At 73.8% G+C, this 19,528-nt stretch carries 19 protein-coding genes; 16 read left to right on the plus strand and 3 right to left on the minus strand.

The annotated features are described in order from the left end of the window. Window positions 1-224: 224 nt before the first annotated feature. The gene (locus tag EJC51_RS04335; RefSeq protein WP_126269770.1) at window positions 225-1,595 is read left to right on the plus strand and encodes a diacylglycerol/lipid kinase family protein; all 1,371 of its coding nucleotides are present in this window, start codon (window positions 225-227) and stop codon (window positions 1,593-1,595) included. Then, window positions 1,588-2,184, plus strand: a complete 597-nt coding sequence (locus EJC51_RS04340) for a phosphatase PAP2 family protein (RefSeq protein WP_126269771.1) — start codon at window positions 1,588-1,590, stop codon at window positions 2,182-2,184. The genes EJC51_RS04335 and EJC51_RS04340 overlap by 8 nt, the downstream gene beginning before the upstream one ends. 11 nt (window positions 2,185-2,195) lie before the next feature. Here EJC51_RS04340 and EJC51_RS04345 read toward each other — a convergent pair whose 3' ends face one another. Next, window positions 2,196-2,627, minus strand: coding sequence for a helix-turn-helix domain-containing protein (locus EJC51_RS04345; protein ID WP_126269772.1), 432 nt, complete (start codon window positions 2,625-2,627; stop codon window positions 2,196-2,198). Between the two features lie 95 nt (window positions 2,628-2,722). Between EJC51_RS04345 and EJC51_RS04350 the strand changes: the two genes are divergently transcribed. Beyond that, window positions 2,723-3,568, plus strand: coding sequence for a class I SAM-dependent methyltransferase (locus EJC51_RS04350; RefSeq protein ID WP_126269773.1), 846 nt, complete (start codon window positions 2,723-2,725; stop codon window positions 3,566-3,568). A 116-nt stretch (window positions 3,569-3,684) separates the two neighbouring features. After that, the gene (locus tag EJC51_RS04355; protein WP_126269774.1) at window positions 3,685-4,371 is read left to right on the plus strand and encodes a GNAT family N-acetyltransferase; all 687 of its coding nucleotides are present in this window, start codon (window positions 3,685-3,687) and stop codon (window positions 4,369-4,371) included. Window positions 4,372-4,390: 19 nt separating this feature from the next. On the opposite strand, the gene ppdK is transcribed toward EJC51_RS04355, so the two are convergent. Both ppdK and EJC51_RS04365 read right to left on the minus strand, forming a co-directional pair. Beyond that, window positions 4,391-7,078: a pyruvate, phosphate dikinase gene (gene ppdK / locus EJC51_RS04360; protein WP_126269775.1), complete on the minus strand. Its 2,688-nt coding sequence runs from the start codon at window positions 7,076-7,078 to the stop codon at window positions 4,391-4,393. Between the two features lie 9 nt (window positions 7,079-7,087). Further along, complete coding sequence (locus tag EJC51_RS04365) at window positions 7,088-7,987, minus strand: universal stress protein (RefSeq protein WP_126269776.1); 900 nt, start codon at window positions 7,985-7,987, stop codon at window positions 7,088-7,090. Window positions 7,988-8,160: 173 nt separating this feature from the next. On the opposite strand from EJC51_RS04365, the gene EJC51_RS04370 reads away from it, so the two are divergent. The 12 genes from EJC51_RS04370 (at window position 8,161) to hypE (ending at window position 19,526) form a co-directional block, all read left to right on the plus strand. After that, complete coding sequence (locus EJC51_RS04370) at window positions 8,161-8,958, plus strand: universal stress protein (RefSeq protein ID WP_244362483.1); 798 nt, start codon at window positions 8,161-8,163, stop codon at window positions 8,956-8,958. 154 nt (window positions 8,959-9,112) lie between these two features. Continuing rightward, window positions 9,113-9,601 (plus strand): hydrogenase maturation protease, encoded by a 489-nt coding sequence (locus EJC51_RS04375; protein WP_126269778.1) that lies wholly within the window; start codon window positions 9,113-9,115, stop codon window positions 9,599-9,601. Continuing rightward, window positions 9,598-11,889, plus strand: a complete 2,292-nt coding sequence (gene hypF, locus EJC51_RS04380) for a carbamoyltransferase HypF (RefSeq protein WP_126269779.1) — start codon at window positions 9,598-9,600, stop codon at window positions 11,887-11,889. The genes EJC51_RS04375 and hypF overlap by 4 nt, the downstream gene beginning before the upstream one ends. A gap of 6 nt (window positions 11,890-11,895) precedes the next feature. After that, entirely contained in the window at window positions 11,896-12,153 is a 258-nt protein-coding gene (locus EJC51_RS04385) for a HypC/HybG/HupF family hydrogenase formation chaperone (RefSeq protein ID WP_126269780.1), read from the plus strand. Window positions 12,154-12,271: 118 nt separating this feature from the next. Continuing rightward, window positions 12,272-13,405, plus strand: a complete 1,134-nt coding sequence (locus EJC51_RS04390; protein ID WP_126269781.1) for a 4Fe-4S dicluster domain-containing protein — start codon at window positions 12,272-12,274, stop codon at window positions 13,403-13,405. Further along, window positions 13,405-13,869 carry a Crp/Fnr family transcriptional regulator gene (locus tag EJC51_RS04395; protein ID WP_126269782.1) on the plus strand — a complete coding sequence of 155 codons (465 nt, stop codon included), beginning with the start codon at window positions 13,405-13,407 and terminating at the stop codon, window positions 13,867-13,869. The genes EJC51_RS04390 and EJC51_RS04395 overlap by 1 nt, the downstream gene beginning before the upstream one ends. Next, the gene (locus EJC51_RS04400) at window positions 13,866-14,672 is read left to right on the plus strand and encodes an FAD/NAD(P)-binding protein (RefSeq protein ID WP_126269783.1); all 807 of its coding nucleotides are present in this window, start codon (window positions 13,866-13,868) and stop codon (window positions 14,670-14,672) included. Before EJC51_RS04395 ends, EJC51_RS04400 begins: the two co-directional genes overlap by 4 nt. Continuing rightward, a complete protein-coding gene (locus tag EJC51_RS04405; protein ID WP_126269784.1) occupies window positions 14,672-15,424 on the plus strand; it encodes an NADH-quinone oxidoreductase subunit B family protein in 753 nt (250 codons plus the stop codon). The genes EJC51_RS04400 and EJC51_RS04405 overlap by 1 nt, the downstream gene beginning before the upstream one ends. After that, complete coding sequence (locus EJC51_RS04410; RefSeq protein WP_126269785.1) at window positions 15,421-16,782, plus strand: Ni/Fe hydrogenase subunit alpha; 1,362 nt, start codon at window positions 15,421-15,423, stop codon at window positions 16,780-16,782. The genes EJC51_RS04405 and EJC51_RS04410 overlap by 4 nt, the downstream gene beginning before the upstream one ends. Further along, entirely contained in the window at window positions 16,775-17,401 is a 627-nt protein-coding gene (locus tag EJC51_RS04415) for a CBS domain-containing protein (protein WP_126269786.1), read from the plus strand. The genes EJC51_RS04410 and EJC51_RS04415 overlap by 8 nt, the downstream gene beginning before the upstream one ends. Then, window positions 17,398-18,495: a hydrogenase formation protein HypD gene (gene hypD / locus EJC51_RS04420; RefSeq protein WP_126269787.1), complete on the plus strand. Its 1,098-nt coding sequence runs from the start codon at window positions 17,398-17,400 to the stop codon at window positions 18,493-18,495. Before EJC51_RS04415 ends, hypD begins: the two co-directional genes overlap by 4 nt. Then, window positions 18,492-19,526: a hydrogenase expression/formation protein HypE gene (gene hypE / locus EJC51_RS04425; protein ID WP_126269788.1), complete on the plus strand. Its 1,035-nt coding sequence runs from the start codon at window positions 18,492-18,494 to the stop codon at window positions 19,524-19,526. Before hypD ends, hypE begins: the two co-directional genes overlap by 4 nt. The last annotated feature ends 2 nt before the right edge of the window (window positions 19,527-19,528 follow it).

The raw sequence follows: 19,528 nt of genomic DNA on the forward strand, positions 1-19,528 counted from the left end.
CCGCTCCCCCGCCCGTCTTCGCCCATGCCCCGCCACTCCCCCGTAAGGCAGGCCCAGGACCGGCGGCCCCAGGTGCCGGTCCGCGCTCCCGCGCCTCCCCATCGTGCCGTGCGGACCGCCCCGACGGCACCCGGCGGAGCAAAGGACTGCCGTCGGGCGATCTTTGCGGGGACAATGGCAGCGACCACCCCACCCCTGGGACCTCGCGACTCGCCCGGAGCGTCATGAACACGGCCTCATCGACGACCCGAACGGAGCCGAACGGCTTCGACAGACGGGCGCGGGCGCTGGCCCGGCTCGCCCTGCTGTGTCTCGCGGGTGCCGTCGCGGCCGTGGCGGCCGGTGCGAGCCAGTTCCTGATCCTGCTGGCGGGCCTGGGCGGGCTGGGGCTGGCCGGGGCGGGCCTGTGGTGGGCGCTGGCGCATCGCGGACCGGCGCGTCTGTGCGGCGCGCTGCTGGCCGTGTCCGCGCCGGTCGGCGTCCTCGTCCTGTACGCCGTCTCGGGCCTGTGGCTGGTCGCGGTGGCGGCGCTGGGGGCCTGGACCGCGGCGCTGGCCTGCGCCCGGAGCGCGCTGCGTCGGCGCCGCAGACCGCACGGCATGCGTTCGCGTTCCGTACGGCGGCCCGTCCGGCCCGTGCTGATCATGAATCCGCGGTCGGGAGGCGGGAAGGTCGGCCGGCACGCGCTGGTGGAGCGGGCCGAGGCGCTCGGCGCCCGGGTGATCCTGCTCGACCTCGACGCCCGGCCCGACCCGGCGGCGATCGCACGGCAGGCCGTCGCCGAGGGCGCGGATCTGCTCGGCGTGGCCGGCGGCGACGGCACCCAGGCCCTCGTCGCGCAGGTGGCCGCCGCGCACGACGTGCCGTTCATGGTCCTGTCCGCCGGGACCCGCAACCACTTCGCCATGGACCTGGGCCTGGACCGCACCGACCCGGCGACCGGCCTGGACGCCCTCACGGACGGCGTGGAGCTGCGCGTCGACCTCGGCGACGTGGCCGGGCTGCCGTTCGTGAACACGGTCTCCTTCGGGGCGTACGCCGAGATCGTGCAGTCCCCCGACTACCGCGACGCCAAGGCCGTCACCGCGCTCGACCAGCTGCCGGACCTGCTCGCCGGCGACGCGGCCACGAAGCTTCAGGCCCGGGCCGACGGCGACCCGCTGCCGGTGCCGCAGGCGCTCCTGGTGAGCAACAACCCCTACGTCCTCGCCGACCCGCTCGGCGCGGGGCGGCGGGCCCGGCTCGACACCGGCCGGCTGGGGGTGGTCGCCATCCGGATCGAGGGGGCGGCCCAGGCCGCCGAGCTGGCGTTCCGGGGGGAACGGGCCAGCGGCATCACCTCGCTGACCGCACGTCAGGTGACCGTCGAGTCGGACGCGGACCAGATCGCGGTGGCCGTGGACGGCGAGGCGCTCACCCTGCCGCCGCCGGTGGTCGTGACCATACGGCCCGGCGCGCTGCGGGTCCGCGTGCCCCGGCATCGGCCCGGTGCGCCCTACACGGCCCCGTCCGTCGACTGGCGGCACATCGTCCGCCTCGCTCTCGACCGTCCCTCCCCCACCACCAGCACACCGCAGGAGCACAACGATGCCTGACCGCCCGCAGCGTGACCCCCGCGCCTCCCGAGCACTGTTGCGCGATCTCGCCGCCCTCGACCAGGCGCTGTACGAGGCCGTGACGGTCACCGACACGCCGACCCTGGACCATGCCCTGCGCAGGCTGTCCGCGGCGGCGGACCACTCCAAGATCTCGTTCGCGGTCGCCGGTCTGCTCGCTCTGTGCCCCGGGCGGCCCCGCCGCGCGGCGGTCCTGGGTGTCGCGGCCATCGGTGTCGCCTCGACGACCGCGAACCTGCTGGGCAAGCGGCTGGTACGCCGACGCCGCCCGCACCGCGCGGAGGACTCGCCCTTCCCCGGCCGGCATGTGCCCATGCCGAAGTCGGCGTCGTTCCCCTCAGGTCACACCGCGTCGGCCGTCGCCTTCGCCGCCGCCGTGGGCCCGGTCCTCCCCGTCGCCACGCTTCCGCTCGGGCTGCTGGCCTGCGCGGTGGGCTACTCCCGCATCCACACCGGGGTGCACTACCCGGGTGACGTCATCGCGGGCGCTGTCCTGGGCACCGGCGCGGCGGCCGCCGTCCTCGCCGCCCGCAACTGGGACGGCCCCCACCGCACGCGTTGTCCCTGATGCCGGTCGGATCAGGGCGGCCCCGGGGTCCGCTTCGGCGGTACGGCCACCACTCCCGTCGCCGCGGCCCTCAGGAGGCCGCGGAAGGTGGGGCATTCCATGTGGCTCGGGGCGGGGCAGGCGGCGGCGTGTCGCAGGGAGTCGCGCAGGACGGCCAGTTCCCGCATCCGCGCCTCCAGTTCGTCCGCCTTGGCCGCGAGCTTCTCCCGGTCGAGGTCTGGCCGCCCGTCCGGCGCGAACATGCGTCCGATCTCGTCGAGCGAGAATCCCGCGGTACGCCCCAGCGCGATCAGCGCGAGGCGTTCGAGGACCCCGGGGTCGTACTGCCGGCGCAGACCACGCCTGCCGGAGGAGGTGATCAGCCCCTTCTCCTCGTAGTACCGCAGGGTGGAGGCGGGGACGCCCGCGCGTCGCGCCACCTCGCCGATGTCCAGCACTGTCATCTTCTTGACCTCAAGTCGACTTGAAGTAGCACGCTGTCATTCGAGCCCGCCGATGGCAAGAACCCGTCGATGGCACGCAAGCACAGGAGACGCTCATGGAGTTCAAGCAGTCACCCGAGGACGACCAGGCCGCCCGCTGGGGTCGCGCCGGCCATGTCTGGGTCGAGAAGCAGGAGTTGCTGGACGGGCTGCTCAGGCCCCTGGAGGAGGTGCTCGTCGAGGGGCTGCCCAGCGGCACCGGGGACCGGGTGCTAGACGTCGGCTGCGGCACCGGCAGCACTACGGTCGCCGTCGCCCGGCGGCTCGGCCCGGAAGGGCACTGCGTCGGCGTCGACCTGTCCGAGCCGATGATCGCCGCCGCCCGGGACCGGGCGGCGCGGGCGGGCGTGGCGGCGTCGTTCGTGGTGGCCGACGCGGCGGACCATCCGTTCGAGCCCGCGAGCTTCGACGCCGTCGTCTCACGCCTCGGCGTGATGTTCTTCGACGACCCGGTCCACGCCTTCACCCGGCTGCGGCGCGCGGCCAAGGACCGGGCACCGCTGCGGTTCGTCGCCTGGCGCGGCGCCGCCGAGAACCCGTTCATGACGACCGCCGAACAGGCCGCCGCGCCACTGCTCCCGCAGCTTCCGCCCCGACGGCCGGACGGGCCGGGCCAGTTCGCCTTCGCGGACGCCGACGCGGTCCGCGGCATCCTGACGAAGAGCGGGTGGGGCGAGGTCGACATCCGGCCGGTCGAGCTGCCGTGCACGCTGCCGACGAGCGAGCTGGTGGGTTACTTCACCAACCTCGGCCCGCTCGGGCTGGTCCTGCCCGACGTGGACGAGGACACCCGGCAGCGTGTCGTCGAGACGGTCCGTGCCGCGTTCGAGCCGTTCGTGCAGGGTCCCGAGGTCCGTTTCACGGCGGCCTGTTGGCTGGCGGAGGCCCGCGCGGCGGCGTAGCCAGGGCCCGTCTCCCCGCTTGCGCGGCGCGGCATTTGGGCCGTTTCCTACCGGCCAGGACGTACGATGCCCGGGCCGTTGCGGCCACCCCGGCATGTCACGAAAGGCCCCGCACGATGACGTACAGCGATGTCACCGCACTCGACGACCCGGTGGGCTCGTCGCTGCGCGGTCACCACGCTCATCTCGGCCGGCGGCTCGGCCGGGCCGCGACCTATGTGCCAGGGGTGGCGACCTTCTCGGCGGTGCCCGCCGACGCGGGGGCGGCGGACTGGGCGGATCTGGCCCAGCTGCTCGGGGGCGGCCAGTTCGCCGATCTGTTCAGCGGCACCGCCACCCCGCCGTCCGACTGGGAACCGGTCTTCGTCCTGGAAGGCCGGCAGCTGATCGGACCCCATGGCGGCCCGGTCGAGCAGACCGATGTCGTGGAGCTGGGCGCGGCCGATGTGCCCGAGATGCTCGACCTCGTCACGCGGACCGAACCGGGCCCGTTCTGGCCGCGCACCCATGAACTCGGCACCTATCTCGGCATCCGCGACGGCGGCCGACTCGTGGCCATGGCGGGCGAACGGCTGCGGCCGCCGGGCTGGACCGAGATCAGCGCGGTCTGCACCGCGCCCGAGGCACGCGGGCGCGGCCACGCCGGGCGTCTGATCGGTGCGCTCACCGCCCGCATCACCGCCCGCGGCGAGCGCCCCTTCCTGCACGTGGCCGAGAGCAACACCGGAGCTCTCGCGCTCTACGAACGGCTCGGCTTCGAGAGCCGGAAGCCGGTGACGTTCCGCGGGTTCCGTACGCCGTGAGGCTCACCGGGGAGAGACGTCACCTGCTGTCGCTGTTCCCGGTGCGGTCCGCCACGGCCGCCCGGCCCGCCTCCAGCCGGGCCGCGGGGATGCGGAACGGCGAGCAGGAGACGTAGTCCAGACCGGCCCGGTGGAAGAAGTGGATCGAGTCCGGGTCGCCGCCGTGCTCGCCGCACACGCCCGTCTCCAGACGGGGGTTGACGGCGCGGCCGGCCTGCGCGGCCAGCTCCACCAGGCGGCCGACGCCTTCCTGGTCGATCGTCTCGAACGGCGAGGTCGTGAACACGCCCTTGTTCAGGTAGAGCGGGAAGAACGAGGCCTCGGCATCGTCGCGGGACAGGCCCCAGGTCGTCTGGGTGAGGTCGTTGGTGCCGAAGGAGAAGAAGTCGGCGGCCTCGGCGATGCGTCCGGCGGTGAGGGCGGCGCGCGGGAGTTCGATCATCGTGCCGATGGGCAGATCGAGCGGGGTGCCGGTCTGGGCCGCGACCTCGGCGAGGACACGCTCCGTCTCCGTCCTGGCCAGGCGGAGTTCCTCGACCGTGGCGACGAGCGGGATCATGATCTCGGCACGTGGATCACCGCCGTCGCGCAGCCGCCGGATCACGGCCTCCGCCACGGCCCGCACCTGCATCGCCATCAGACCCGGCACGGCGAGCCCGAGGCGGACACCCCGCAGACCCAGCATGGGGTTCTGCTCGTGCATGCGCTCGACGGCGTGCAGCAGGGCCCGGTCGTGCGGGTCCGGGTGCGCGCGGGAGGCGAGGCGGACAGCGAGTTCGGTGCGGTCGGGCAGAAACTCGTGCAGCGGCGGGTCGAGCAGCCGGATGGTCACGGGCAGGCCGTCCATCGCCGCGAGGATGCCGGTGAAGTCGGCGCGCTGGAGCGGCAGGAGAGCGGCGAGCGCCTGCTCCCTCGCCGCGTCGTCGCGGGCCAGGATCATCGCCTCGACCAGACTGCGGCGTTCGCCGAGGAACATGTGCTCGGTACGGCACAGGCCGATGCCCTGGGCGCCGAGAGCGCGGGCGCGGGCGGCGTCCCGCGGAGTGTCGGCGTTGGCCCGGACCTGGAGGCGGCGCACGGAGTCGGCGTGAGCGAGGGCGCCCAGCACGGCTCGTGTCAGCGACCCGCTCCCGGTGCCGTTCTCCAGAGCGCTGCCGACCTCGGACGCGGCGAGCGGCAGCGCGCCCTGGTGGACGGTGCCCGCGGTGCCGTCGACGGAGACGGTGTCTCCCTCGTGTACGACGACACCCTCGGCGGTCGTGAACCGGCGGGCCACCGGGTCGACGGCCAGTCCGTCCGCGCCGCACACACAGACCTTGCCCATGCCGCGGGCCACGACGGCCGCGTGGCTGGTCTTGCCGCCCCGGCTGGTCAGGACCGCCTCGGCGGCGATCATGCCGGGCAGGTCGTCAGGGGTGGTCTCGCGGCGGACCAGGACCGTCCTCTCGCCGGCGGCGGCCCGTCGTACGGCCTCGGCGGAGTCGAAGACCGCGGCGCCGACCGCCGCACCCGGTGAGGCGGGCACGCCGTGGGCGATGGGTACGTCGGTCGAGGTGGTGGCGAAGCGGGGGAACATCAGCCGGGTCAGTTCGGTGCCGTCGACCCGCATCAGGGCCTCGTCGGAGCTGATGGTGCCGTCCACCCGCAGGTCGTGGGCGATACGGAAGGCGGCCTCGGCGGTGCGCTTGCCGACGCGGGTCTGCAGGATCCACAGCTTTCCGCGTTCGATGGTGAACTCCACGTCGCACAGGTCGCGGTAGTGGTCCTCCAACGTGCCCAGGTGGTCGCGGAGTTCGACGTAGGCGCGCGGGTCGATCGACTTCAGCGCGCTGAGCGGCAGGGCGTCGCGGACGCCCGCGACGACGTCCTCGCCCTGGGCGTCGGGCAGGTAGTCGCCGTACATGCCGCGGCGGCCGGTGGCCGGGTCGCGGGTGAAGGTGACGCCGGTGCCGGAGTCGGGGCCGAGGTTGCCGAAGACCATCGCCTGGACGTTGACGGCGGTGCCGAGATCCTCCGCGATGTGTTCGCGGCGGCGGTAGACGCGGGCGCGTTCGCCGTTCCAGGAGTCGAAGACCGCGCGGATGGCGCGGGCGAGCTGGTCGGCGGGGTCCTGCGGGAAGTCCTCGCCGGTCTCGCGGCGGATGAGGCCCTTGAACTCCTCGGTGAGTTCGACGAGTTCGCCGGTGTCGAGGCCGTGGTCGTCCGTGGTGCCGCGCCGGGCCTTGTGGGCGGCGATGGCCTGCTCGAACAGGTCGCCGTCCACGCCCATCACGGTGTGGCCGAACATCTGGATGAGCCTGCGGTAGGAGTCCCAGGCGAACCGCTCCTGCCCCGACGCCTTGGCGAGCCCGGTGACGGACCGGTCGTTGAGGCCGATGTCGAGGATGGTCTCCATCATGCCGGGCATGGAGAAGCGGGCGCCCGAGCGCACGGACACCAGCAGGGGGTCGTCGGGGGCGCCGAGGGTCCGGCCCATCGCGCGCTCCAGGGCGGCGAGGGCGGTGGCGGCCTCGACGGCGAGCTCGGGCGGCTCCTCGCCGGTGGCCAGGTAGACCTTGCAGGCCTCGGTGGTCACGGTGAACCCGGGCGGGACGGGCAGCCCGAGCCGGGTCATCTCGGCGAGCCCGGCTCCCTTGCCGCCGAGCAGGCCGGCCAGGTCACGGCTGCCCTCGGCGAATGCGTAGACGTACTTGACCGGCGCGTTCATCGTGGCCTCTCAGGCGTGGGGTACGACGGCCACGGGGCAGCCGACGTGGTGGATGGCGGCGTGGGCGACGGGCCCGGTGCGCGGGCCCGCCGGGCGGTCGGTGTCGCGGCGGCCCACGACGAGCAGGCTCGCCCCGGACGCGGCGCGGACCAGCACGGACTGGGCGCGGCCCTCGGTGACGGTCTCGACGACCTCGACCTCGGGGTACTTGTCGCGCCACACCTGCAGGACGGCGGTCATGAAGCCGAGCCATTCGTCCGCGCGCTGCGGCTCCTGCACCAGGCCGATGTCCCCGGGGCCGAGCGCGAACGCGGAGGGCTGCTGCCAGGCGTGCACGACGCGCAGCCGGGCGTGGCGCAGCCGGGCGGCCTCGAAGGCGAACTCGATCACCTCGTCGCAGGGGTCGCCGAGGTCGAGGGCGAGGACGACGTCCCGGTAGGGGGTGCGGGTGGAGTCATGGCCGTCGATGTCCGGAACGTGCTCGTCCGGCGCGGTCTCCTCCGCGCGGACGAGCACGACGGGCCGGGCGGCCCTGGCCACCACGCCGAGGGCGACGGATCCGACCACGAAGCCCGTGAAACCGCTCAGACCGCGCGAGCCCAGCACGAGCAGATCGGCCTGGTCGGCCGCGCGCAGCAGGGCGGCGGTCGCCGGCCCCTCGACCTGTTCCTCTTCGAGGCGGATGCCGGGGCAGGTGCGCTGGATGCGTTCCTCGGCCTGGCGCAGGCAGCGGCGGGCCAGGTGCCGTTGGGCGGCCGTGGCGAGTTCGCCGTTCTGACGGGGATGCCAGCTCCAGGCATGCAGCAGTTTCAGCGGCCGACTGCGCCGAGCCGCCTCCCGGGCGGCCCATTCGGCTGCGGCGAGGCTCTCGGCGGATCCGTCGACTGCGGCGATGACGGGCAGAAGCATGGCGCGCACCTCCCTGTGGTCGTCCACTGCTCCACTCCAGCGTCGTCCCGCGCGCTACCGGCAGGTATGGGCCCGAGGGGCCTGTTCCGGGTCCGTTCGGCCCCGTGTGCGGGAGGTGGGCCCGCGGCGAGGGTGGAGACCACGGCTCCGAAAGGCGGCAGACGATGGGCCGAATGATCATCACCGGCGTCGACCGGTCCGCCCGCAGCAGGACGGCGGCCGACTGGGCGGCGCGTGAGGCGCTGCTGCGGGGCATGCCACTGCACGTGGTCCACGTGACGGCGTCGGACGAGTGGCCGCACCGCCCGGACATGGTGGCGGACCGGGTGTTCGCCGAACTCCTCCGGCGACACCCGGAGCTGGAGGGCCACGGCAGCACCCTCCCCGGAAAGCCCGCGGACGTGTTGCGCGCCCTCGCGGAGGAGGCCGAGTTGCTGGTGGTCGGCCTGCGCGGCGAAGGCGGTCACGCCGGAGTCACCGTCGGGACGACGGCTGCGGTGCTGACCGTGTCCTGCCCCGGGCCAGTCGTCCTGGTGCCCGGCACCCTCGCCGGCGAGGAGCCGCCGGGCCGGGCCGACGGGGTGACCCTGGGGATCGACGCCCGCGACCCGGTGGGCCCCGCGGTGGACCTGGCCTTCGAGGCCGCCCGGCTGCGGGGTGTACGGCTGCACGCCGTCCACGCCTGGAGGTTTCCGGCGCAGGCGGCGCGCTCGCCCTTCCCGGTGCTGGAGGAGGACCGGGCGACCTGGGAGGACCAGGAGGTGCAGACGCTGGCGGACGCGCTGCGGCCGTGGCGCGGTAAGTACCCGCACGTCGACGTCCTGGAGGACGTGGTGCTGTTCACGCCGGCCGAGGCGCTCGCCCACACGGCCCGCAACTCGGGCCTGGTGGTCACCGGACGCCGCTCGGGCGAAACGGCGCTCGCCCTGTTGGAACACGCGCGCTGCCCGGTGGCCGTGGTGCCCGCGTGAGCCGCGGTCGCCGTCGCACCCGAGTGAGCCCCGTTCACCGTCGTGCCCGCGTGAGTCCCGGTCGCCGTCCCACCCGCCCGAGACCCGGTCGGCCCTCGCGCCGGGGCCCTTCGGCCCCTGTGGGGCACAGCGGCCGCATCGCACCGTGAGAGACATGCAGAGGCCTGGTCGCATCGCCGTCATCGGCGTCGGGAACGAGTTCCGGCGCGACGACGGCGTGGGCTGGGCCGTGCTGGCCCGGCTGTCCGAGCGGTCCTTGCCGCCGGAGGCCCACCTCGCCACCTGCGACGGCGACCCCGGCCGGCTGATCGGCCTGTGGGAGGGTGCCCGGCTCGCCGTCGTCGTCGACGCCGCCCACGCCCACCCCGGCACCCCGGGCCGCGTCCACCGCCTGGAACTCGACGCCGGGCTCCTCGACCGGCCGCCCACGACCAGCTCGCACGGCCTGGGCCTCGGCGAGGCCGTCGAACTGGCCCGCGTCCTCGGCCTGTTGCCGCAGCATCTGGTCGCCTACGCCGTGGAAGGCGCCGACAGCACGCTGGGCACCGGCCTCTCCCCTGCCGTGGCGGACGCCGTCGCCCCCCTCGTCGAGGCCGTCGAGGGCGAGATCGCACGGAGCGCGGCGGCGAGGGGGCCGGCATGACCGTGCGCCGCTTCCGGGTGGAGGGGATCGTGCAGGGCGTCGGCTTCCGCCCCTTCGTCTACCGCACCGCGGCGGAACTGGGCCTCGACGGCTGGGTGGCCAACGTCAACGGTCATGTGGAGGGCGAGGTCGCCGGACCGCCGCATGCCGTCGAGGAGTTCGCGGCGCGGCTGCGCACCGACGCCCCGGCCCTCGCCCGGGTGCGGCGCGTCCGGCTGACCGACGGAACCGGCAGGATGTCGTACCGGAAGGGTTTCCGGGTACGGCACAGCGCGCCGCGCCCCACCGACACCACCCCGCGCGAGATCCCGCCGGACGCGGCGATCTGCGCCGCCTGCCTGGCCGAACTGCGCGACCCGCACGACCGACGCCACCGCTACCCGTTCATCAACTGCACGGACTGCGGCCCGCGCGCCACGATCATCGAGGACCTGCCCTACGACCGGGTCCGCACGACCATGCGCCGCTTCCCGATGTGCCCGGCGTGCGCCGCCGAGTACGCCGACCCCGGCGACCGGCGCTTCCACGCCGAGCCCGTCGCCTGCCCCGCCTGCGGCCCCCGGCTGGCCTGGGGAGAGCTGCGCGGCGAGCAGGCGCTGCGGGCGGCCGTGAAGACGATCGACGAGGGCGGGATCGTCGCGATCAAAGGGCTCGGCGGCTATCAACTGGCGTGCGACGCGGGCGACCCGGCGGCGGTGGCGGAGCTGCGGCGACGCAAACGCCGTCCGGCGAAACCATTCGCCGTGATGGTCGGCGGCATCGAGGCGGTGGCCCCGCTGGCCCGATGCGGCGCCAGTGAGCGTGCGGCCCTCACCTCACCCGAGCGGCCCGTCGTGCTGCTCGCCCGGCGCCGTCGGCGCGAGGCCGTCCCACCGCTCGCCGACGAGGTGCATCCAGGGCTGCACCAGGTCGGCCTCTTCCTGCCGACGACCGGACTTCACCACCTTCTCCTCGACGAACTCACCCGGCCGCTGGTCGTCACCAGCGGCAATCTCACCGACGAGCCGATCGCCGTCGACGACACGGAGGCGGCCCGCACGCTGGCCTCGGTCGCGGACGGCTTCCTCACCCACGACCGGCCGATCCGCTCCCGCTACGACGACTCCGTGGTGCAGTTCACCGGCCGGACCCGGATCACCGTCCGCCGGGCGCGCGGGCTGGCCCCCGCTCCGCTGCGGCTCGCCGTGCGGGAGCCGGTCGCGGGCGTGGGCGCCCAGCTGAAGCACACGGTCACCCTGGCCGCCGACGGCCGCGCCCATCTCGGGCCGCACACCGGGGATCTGGCCGACCTGGCGACGTACGACGCGTTCGTGGCGTCGTACGAGCATCTCAAGCGACTCACCGGCATCGAGCCGCGCGTCCTGGCCCACGATCCGCATCCCGGCTACCTGTCCACGCAGTGGGCCGAGGCGCAGTCGCTGCGCCGCATGCCGGTACAGCACCATCACGCGCACGTGGCGGCGGCCGCGGCCGAGCACGGGGTGCGGGGGCCGTTTCTCGGCGTCGCCTACGACGGCCTGGGGCTCGGTGACGACGGCACCCTGTGGGGCGGCGAGATCCTCGTCGCCGATCTGAGCGGCTACCGCCGCGTGGGCAGGTTCGCGACCGCGCCCCTGCCCGGCGGCGACGCGGCGGTGCGCCACCCCTCCCGCACCGCGCTCGGCCATCTGCTCGGCGGCGAGACCCTGGGCTTCCCGCACCCGTACCCGTGGCTCACCCGGCCCTTCACCGACCGGCTCGACCCGGTCGAGGTCGCCGCCGTGAGCGCGATGGTCGCGCGGGACGTCAACTGCCCGCGGGCATCGAGCGCGGGCCGGCTCTTCGACACGGTGGCCTCGCTGCTGGGGCTGTGCGACCGGGTGAGTTACGAGGGCGAGGCCGCCGTCCTGCTGGAAGCCGCGGCGGGCGGCGTGCGTGCCGTGCCGCTGGCCCATCGCGTCGTACGGGAGCGGGGCCTGTGGGTGTACGACCCCGCGCCGACCCTGGCCGACCTGCTGCGCAGACGTCTGGACGGGGAACCGGTGGGGATGCTGGCCGCCGCCTTCCACTCGACGCTCGCGGCCGTCACCGGGGAGCTCGTGGCCCGGGCCGTGGCCGAGGGCGCGCCCCGCACGGTCTGCCTGGGTGGCGGCTGCTTCGTCAACCGGCGGCTGCTCACCGAGGTCACACGCCGGCTGCGCGCGCAGGGGCTGCGGGTGCTGGTCGGCGGTCAGGTCCCGGTCGGGGACGGCGGCATCAGCTACGGCCAGGCGGCGGTCGCGGCCGCGCGGCTGGCCGGGGAGAGGTGAGCGCGCATGTGTCTGGGCATTCCGGGCCGGGTGGTGGAGGTCCACGACGACGCCGGGCTGCGCATGGCGACGGTCGATTTCGGCGGGATACGGCGCGAGGTGTGCCTGAGCTGCACACCCGAGGCGGAGGTCGGGTCGTACGTCATCGTCCATGTCGGCTTCGCGATCACCCTCGTCGACGAGACGGAGGCCCGGCGGACGCTCGACGTGCTGCGGGCGATGGCGGGGGCGGTGGAGGGCGAGCTGGGCGAGCCGCTGCCGTGAGCCGGCAGGAACCGGTCGGCCCGTCAAGGGGGCCGGTCAGCCCCTGTTGCCGAGGGTCCGAGCGGCCGGAGTCTGACAGTGGACGAGCACGCAGGCCATCTGCCAGCTGGAGGATCGCATGAGCGTCACCGCAGCCCCCGCCCTGCTCGACCGGGACGGTCTGAACGCGCTGGTCTCGGCGCTGGTGGCGCAGGGGCGGACCGTGATCGGGCCGACCGTCCGCGACGGTGCGATCGTGCTCGCGGAGCTGGACTCGGCGGACGCGCTCCCCTTCGGCTGGGGCGTCGAACTGGACGCGGGGCGCTATCGGCTGGTGCGGCGCGAGGACGGGGCCGCCTTCGCGCACAGCGCGGGGCCGCAGTCCTGGAAGAACTTCCTGCACCCGGCACGGGAGCGGCTGTGGAGCGCCGAGCGGACGCCGGAGGGGGACGTCTCCTTCACCGCCGAGGAGCCCGCCGTCCCGTCGTACGCCTTCCTCGGCGTCCGGCCCTGCGACCTGCGGGCCATCGCGATCCAGGACCGGGTGCTGACCGGCGGACGGCACACCGACAGCGGTTACGCCGGACGTCGGGAGCGGGCGCTGCTCATCGCGGTGGAGTGCACCGAGCCGGGCGCGACCTGCTTCTGTGTCTCCACCGGCGGCGGTCCCGCCGCCGATCCCGGCTACGACCTGGCGCTCACCGAGGTGGACGGCCGGTTCCTGGTCCGGGTGGGGAGTGACGAGGGCGCCGCGCTGCTGGAGCAGGTCCCGCACCGGGACGCCCGTCCGGACGTCGAGGAGACCGCCCGTGCCACCGTCGACGCGGCCCGCGAGCGCATGGGCCGGGCGCTGCCGCCGGTCGACCTGCGGGACCTGATGGGCGCGAGCCTGGCCGCCGAGCGCTGGGACGACGTCGCCGCCCGCTGTCTGACCTGCGGCAACTGCACGATGGTCTGCCCGACCTGCTTCTGCACCACCACGGAGGAGGTCACCGACCTCACCGGCGACCACACCGAGCGGTGGCAGCACTGGGACTCCTGCTTCGACCTGGACTTCTCGTATCTGCACGGCGGCCCGGTCCGCTCCTCGCCGCGCAGCCGCTACCGCCAGTGGCTGACCCACAAACTCGGCACCTGGCACGACCAGTTCGACACGTCCGGGTGCGTCGGCTGCGGACGCTGCATCGCCTGGTGCCCGGTCGGCATCGACATCACGGAGGAAGTGGCCGCGCTCGACGCCGAGCGGGCGGCCCGGGAAACGGAGACGGACTGATGCCTCCCTCGATCGCCCTGCGCATGAACCACGCCCTGCCCGCCGAGCATCGCGACCGGCTGCTGCGTGTCGCCCGCGAGGCCCACTTCCCGCAGGGCACCCGCCTGTTCGAGGAGGGCGGCCACGCGGACCGCTTCTGGATCCTCCGGGACGGCACCGCCGCCCTCGACCTGCATGTGCCCGGCCGCCGCGCCCCGGTCGTCGAGACGCTCGGCGTCGGTGACCTGGTCGGCTGGTCGTGGCTGTACGAGCCCTACGTGTGGCAGCTGGGCGCCGAGACCGTGACCCCGGTGCGGGCCTACGAGTTCGACGCCGTCGCCGTGCGGCTGATGTGTCTGAACGACCCCGAGTTCGGCCGGGCCGTGGAGCACTGGGTGGGCCGGGTGCTCGCCCACCGGCTCCAGGCGGCCCGCACCCGGCTGCTGGACCTGTACGGCCCCTACGGAAGCGGTGGTGCCCGATGACGGACGTCCCGGTCCCGTACCGCGTGGTCGCCCGCAGGCCGGAGACCACCGACACGGTCACCCTGCGCCTGGAACCGGTCACCGCGCCCCTGGCCGACTTCACGCCGGGGCAGTTCGCGATGGTGCACTGCTTCGGCCGCGGCGAGATCCCCGTCTCGGTGAGCTCCGTACAGGCCACCGGCGGGCTCGCCCACACGATCCGCGCGGTGGGAGCGGTGTCGGCGGGGCTGTGCGCGGCACAGGCCGGTGACGTGCTGGGCGTCCGGGGACCGTACGGCAACGGCTGGGAGCTGGAGCGGGCGCGCCGGCGGGACGTGGTCGTGGTCGCGGGCGGCATCGGGCTGGCCCCGCTCCGGCCGCTGATCCTGCGGGCGCTGGCCGAACCGGAGGCGTACGGGCGGGTCAATGTGCTGATCGGGGCGCGGACACCGGCCGATCTGATGTCCCGCAAGGAGATCGAACGCTGGCCGACCTCGTACACCGGCGTCACCGTGGACCGGCCCGACCGGGAGTGGCGCGGGGACGTCGGGCTCGTCACCACACTGCTCGACCGGGCGGACTTCGCCCCCGCGCGGGCCACGGCCTTCGTCTGCGGGCCCGAACCGATGATCCGGGCCACGGCCCGTGACCTGGCCTTCCGGGGCGTGCCCCCGGAGCGGATCAGGGTCTCCCTGGAACGGAACATGCGCTGCGCGACCGGGCACTGCGGCCACTGTCAGCTCGGGCCGCTGCTGCTGTGCCAGGCCGGCCCGGTCGTGGACTGGAGCTGCGCCGAACCCCTGCTGTCGGTAAGGGAGTTGTGATGACACCGACCCTCGCCGTGTTCAAGCTGGCCTCCTGTGACGGCTGTCAGCTCACTCTGCTGGACTGCGAGGACGAACTCCTGGCGCTCGCGGGCCAGGTGGAGATCTCGCACTTCCTGGAGGCCTCCAGCTCGGTGGCGAGCGGACCGTACGACCTGACGCTCGTCGAGGGCTCGGTCACCACGGCCGCCGACGCCGAACGGGTCCGCGCGATCCGTGCCGCCTCCCGTCATCTGGTGACGATCGGGGCGTGCGCGACGGCCGGCGGCATCCAGGCTCTGCGGAACTTCGCGGACGTCGACGCCTACCGGCGCGTGGTGTACGCGCATCCCGAGTACATCGACACGCTCGCCACCTCCACGCCCGTGTCGGCCCATGTGGACGTCGACTTCGAGCTGCGCGGCTGCCCCATCGACAGGCGGCAGCTCATCGAGGTGATCACCGCCTTCCTCGCCGGACGCAAGCCGGACGTGCCGAACCACAGCGTCTGCTTCGAGTGCAAGCGCCGCGGCACGGTCTGCGTCACCGTCGCCCACGGCACCCCCTGCCTGGGACCGGTCACGCACGCCGGGTGCGGGGCCCTGTGCCCGGCGTACCAGCGGGGGTGCTTCGGCTGCTTCGGGCCCTCCGGGTCGGTGAACCTGCCCGCGCTCATCCCGGTGCTGCGCCGCGACGGCCTCGACGAGGACGACGTCCAGCGCTTCCTGCACACCTTCAACGCCGCCGCTTTCGACGAGGAGTTGTCGCCGTGACCCACCGTGGATCCCGTGTGCTGCACGTCGGCTCGCTGTCCCGGGTCGAGGGGGAGGGCGCGCTGCACCTGCGGGTGCACGACGGGACAGTCACCGAGGCGCGGCTGGAGATCTACGAACCGCCGCGGTTCTTCGAGGCGTTCCTGCGCGGCCGCTCGTACACCGAACCGCCCGACATCACCGCCCGGGTGTGCGGGATCTGCCCGGTGGCCTACCAGATGAGCGCCTGCGCGGCCATCGAGGACGCCTGCGGTGTGACCGTCGATCCGGTGATCCGCGCGCTGCGGCGGCTGCTGTACTGCGGCGAGTGGATCGAGAGCCAGGCCCTGCACATCTACCTCCTGCACGCCCCCGACTTCCTGGGCCGTGCGAGCGCGATCGACCTGGCCCGCACGCACCGGGCCGAGGTCGAGCGCGGGCTGCGGCTGAAGAAGGCGGGCAACTCGCTGATGGAGCTGCTCGGCGGGCGGGCGGTGCATCCCGTGAACGTCCGCCTCGGCGGCTTCCACCGGGTGCCGACGCGACAGGAACTTCGTCCGTTGCAAGAGGAGTTGAAGCGGGCGCTCGACGACGCCTGGGACACTGTTCGCTGGGTGGCGGGCTTCGACTTCCCGGACGCGCGCGTCGAGGCCGACCTGTTGGCGCTGGCCGAGCCGGACACGTACGCCATCGAGGGTGGCACACCCACCGTGTTGCGCGCCGACGGGACCGAAACCGCCTTTCCCGTACGGGACTTCACCGCGCACGTCGTCGAGACCCACGTGCCGCACTCCACCGCGCTGCACTCCCGGCTGGACGGGCGGCTCCATCTCACCGGCTCCCTCGCCCGGTTCGCGATCAGCGGGGCGCATCTGTCGCCGGTGGCACGGGAGGCGGCCGTGGCGGCCGGACTGGGCGATCCCCGCGAGGGCGCCGTGTGCCGCAATCCGTTCCGGTCGATCCTGGTGCGGGCCGTGGAGACGCTGTACGCCGTCGACGAGGCCCTGCGGATCATCGGCTCGTACGAGCCGCCCGAGCACCCGTACGTGGAGGTGCCGCCGGTCGCGGGGGTCGGGCACGGCGCCACCGAGGCGCCGCGCGGGGTGCTCTACCACCGCTACGAACTGGACGCCGACGGCCTGGTCGCCGACGCCCGGATGGTGCCTCCGACCGCGCAGAACCAGGGCGCGATCGAGGACGACCTGCGCCGGATCACCCAGTCCGCCATCGCCGAACAGGACGCGGACGACGATGAGTTGACGCATCTGTGCGAGCGGGCGATCCGCAACCACGACCCGTGCATCTCGTGTTCCACCCATTTCCTCGACCTGACGGTCGTGAGGACCGCAGGAGACACTGCGGGAGGCTGCGATGTCTGAATCCCCGTACACCGTGAGCGATGTGATGACCCACACGGTCGTCGCCGTCGGACGCGACGCGTCCTTCAAGGAGATCGTCGGCCTGATCGACCAGTGGAAGGTCAGCGCGCTGCCGGTCCTCGAAGGCGAGGGACGGGTCGTCGGCGTGGTCTCCGAGGCCGACCTGCTGGCCAAGGAGGGCGTCAAGGGCGCCAACGAGCAGGCCCTCGACCTCGCCGAGCGGGCCAAGTCCGAGGGACTGACCGCCGGGGAGCTGATGAGCACGCCCGCCGTGACCGTGCACGCGGACGCCTCGGTCGCCGAGGCAGCCCGCATCATGGCACGACGGCGTGTGAAGCGGCTGCCCGTGGTGGACGCGATCGGCATGCTCCAAGGCGTGGTCAGCCGCAGCGACCTGCTGAAGGTGTTCCTGCGGCCCGATGAGGAGATCGCCGGCGAGATCGTCCACTCCGTGCTGACGAAACTGCCGGTCACCACTCCCCTGTCGGTCACCGTCGCCGACGGCGTGGCCACACTGACCGGCTCCGCGGCCGAGCGCACCTACATGCCCATCGTGGCGCGGGCGGTGCGGGCGGTCGAAGGGGTCGTCGACGTCCGGCTGGAGCTCACCCACCGATGAAGTATCTCGACGAGTACCGCGACCCGGTGCTCGCCCGGCGGCTGCTGGACGAGCTGCGGCGGACGGCCACGCGCCCCTGGCGGATCATGGAGGTGTGCGGCGGCCAGACCCACACCCTCGTCCGGCAGGGCATCGACGAGCTGCTGCCGGCCGGGATGCGGATGATCCACGGCCCGGGCTGCCCGGTCTGCGTCACCCCGCTGGAGACCCTGGACCGGGCCATGGCCGTCGCCGCCCGGCCCGGCGTGATCCTCACCAGCTTCGGCGACATGCTGCGCGTACCGGGCACCGCCACCGACCTGCTGTCGCTGCGGGCGCGCGGGGCGGACGTACGGGTCGTGTACGCCCCGATGGACGCCGTGCGGCTGGCCGCCGAGCACCCTGAGCGTGACGTCGTCTTCCTGGCCGTCGGGTTCGAGACGACGGCCCCCGCCAACGCGACGGCCGTGCTGCACGCGGCCCGCCTCGGCCTGACGAACTTCTCGATGCTGGTCAGCCATGTCCTCGTACCGCCCGCCATGACCGCCCTGCTCGACGATCCCGACTGCGAGGTGCAGGCGTTCCTCGCGGCCGGGCATGTCTGCGCGGTGATGGGCTGGCGGGAGTACGAGCCGATCGCCGCCCGGTACCGGGTGCCGATCGTGGTGACCGGGTTCGAGCCGCTGGATCTGCTGGAGGGCATCCTGCTGGCCGTGCGGCAGCTGGAGTCCGGCCGGTGCGAGGTGGAGAACCAGTACGCGCGCGCCGTGCGGCGGGCCGGGAACACCGAGGCGCAGGATGCCGTGCGCGAGGTCTTCCGGGTCACCGACCGGGCCTGGCGCGGCATCGGCAAGCTGCCCGGCAGCGGGCTCGAACTCACCGAGGAGTACGCGCGGTTCGACGCGGCCCGCCGCTTCGACGTGGGCGGGCTCAGCCCGGTCGAGGACCCGGAATGCATCGCGGGCTCGATCCTCACCGGGGCCCGGCTGCCCACGGACTGCCCCGCGTACGGCACCCGTTGCACCCCCCGCCATCCCCTGGGCGCGCCCATGGTGTCGTCCGAGGGCACCTGTGCCGCCTTCCACGCGGCCGGACGTGTCAGGAGTACGTCATGACCATCGAGTGCCCCACCCCCCGTCACGAGGACGAGGTCGTGCTGCTCGGCCACGGCGCCGGGGGACGCCTCACCGCGGAGCTGCTGGACCGGCTGATCCTGCCGTCCTTGAACGGCGAGCCCGGTCCGCTGGAGGACGCGGCGCTGCTGCCCGGCTACCGGGAACTGGTGATCAGCACGGACAGTTTCGTCGTCAGTCCGCTGTTCTTCCCCGGCGGGGACATCGGTTCCCTCGCCGTGCACGGGACCGTCAACGACCTCGCGATGCGGGGTGCGTGGCCGATCGCGCTGTCCGTGTCCCTCATCGTCGAGGAGGGGCTGGCGCTGGCCGAACTGCGGGCCGTCATGGAGTCGTTGGGAAAGGCCGCGCAGGAGGCCGGGGTGCCGGTCGTCACCGGGGACACCAAGGTGGTGGGGCGGGGCGCGGCCGACCGGCTGTTCGTCAACACCACCGGCGTCGGACAGCGGCACGGTTCGCTGCACCCGTCCGCGGCCCTCGCCCGGCCCGGCGACGCGGTGCTGCTGTCCGGGCCGATCGGGCTGCACGGCACGACCGTGCTGAGCACCCGGGAAGGCCTCGGATTCGAGGGTGACATCGCCTCGGACAGCCGGCCCCTGCACCGCCTCGTGCGGGCGCTCACCCCCTACGGCCCCGACGTCCACGTCCTGCGCGATCCGACGCGAGGCGGCCTGGCCGCTGCCCTGAACGAGATCGCTCGCGACTCCGCCGTCACCGTCGAGATCGAGGAGAGCGCGGTGCCGGTTCCGGAGGCGGTGGCCGCCGCCTGCGACCTGCTCGGCCTCGATCCGCTGATCGTCGCCAACGAGGGCTGCCTGGTCGCCTTCGTCACCGCGGACGCGGCCGACGACGTCCTCGCCGCGATGCGATCGCTGCCGGAGGGGGCCCAGGCGGTGCGGATCGGCGAGGTGGCGGCGCGGGAGCCGCGAGGGCGGGTGGTGCTGCGGACGCTGGTGGGGGCGCGGCGGATCGTGGAGATGCCGCTGGGGGAGCAACTGCCGCGGATCTGCTGAGG

It is taken from the genome of Streptomyces aquilus (assembly GCF_003955715.1).
Lineage (GTDB): Bacteria > Actinomycetota > Actinomycetes > Streptomycetales > Streptomycetaceae > Streptomyces > Streptomyces aquilus.

Bases quoted from the DNA above. Each gene is read 5' to 3' on its own strand.
- EJC51_RS04335 (WP_126269770.1), top strand. From the start codon at position 225: ATGAACACGGCCTCATCGACGACCCGAACGGAGCCGAACGGCTTCGAC.
- EJC51_RS04340 (WP_126269771.1), top strand. From the start codon at position 1,588: ATGCCTGACCGCCCGCAGCGTGACCCCCGCGCCTCCCGAGCACTGTTG.
- EJC51_RS04345 (WP_126269772.1), bottom strand. From the start codon at position 2,627: ATGACAGTGCTGGACATCGGCGAGGTGGCGCGACGCGCGGGCGTCCCC.
- EJC51_RS04350 (WP_126269773.1), top strand. From the start codon at position 2,723: ATGGAGTTCAAGCAGTCACCCGAGGACGACCAGGCCGCCCGCTGGGGT.
- EJC51_RS04355 (WP_126269774.1), top strand. From the start codon at position 3,685: ATGACGTACAGCGATGTCACCGCACTCGACGACCCGGTGGGCTCGTCG.
- ppdK (WP_126269775.1), bottom strand. From the start codon at position 7,078: ATGAACGCGCCGGTCAAGTACGTCTACGCATTCGCCGAGGGCAGCCGT.
- EJC51_RS04365 (WP_126269776.1), bottom strand. From the start codon at position 7,987: ATGCTTCTGCCCGTCATCGCCGCAGTCGACGGATCCGCCGAGAGCCTC.
- EJC51_RS04370 (WP_244362483.1), top strand. From the start codon at position 8,161: ATGATCATCACCGGCGTCGACCGGTCCGCCCGCAGCAGGACGGCGGCC.
- EJC51_RS04375 (WP_126269778.1), top strand. From the start codon at position 9,113: ATGCAGAGGCCTGGTCGCATCGCCGTCATCGGCGTCGGGAACGAGTTC.
- hypF (WP_126269779.1), top strand. From the start codon at position 9,598: ATGACCGTGCGCCGCTTCCGGGTGGAGGGGATCGTGCAGGGCGTCGGC.
- EJC51_RS04385 (WP_126269780.1), top strand. From the start codon at position 11,896: ATGTGTCTGGGCATTCCGGGCCGGGTGGTGGAGGTCCACGACGACGCC.
- EJC51_RS04390 (WP_126269781.1), top strand. From the start codon at position 12,272: ATGAGCGTCACCGCAGCCCCCGCCCTGCTCGACCGGGACGGTCTGAAC.
- EJC51_RS04395 (WP_126269782.1), top strand. From the start codon at position 13,405: ATGCCTCCCTCGATCGCCCTGCGCATGAACCACGCCCTGCCCGCCGAG.
- EJC51_RS04400 (WP_126269783.1), top strand. From the start codon at position 13,866: ATGACGGACGTCCCGGTCCCGTACCGCGTGGTCGCCCGCAGGCCGGAG.
- EJC51_RS04405 (WP_126269784.1), top strand. From the start codon at position 14,672: ATGACACCGACCCTCGCCGTGTTCAAGCTGGCCTCCTGTGACGGCTGT.
- EJC51_RS04415 (WP_126269786.1), top strand. From the start codon at position 16,775: ATGTCTGAATCCCCGTACACCGTGAGCGATGTGATGACCCACACGGTC.
- hypD (WP_126269787.1), top strand. From the start codon at position 17,398: ATGAAGTATCTCGACGAGTACCGCGACCCGGTGCTCGCCCGGCGGCTG.
- hypE (WP_126269788.1), top strand. From the start codon at position 18,492: ATGACCATCGAGTGCCCCACCCCCCGTCACGAGGACGAGGTCGTGCTG.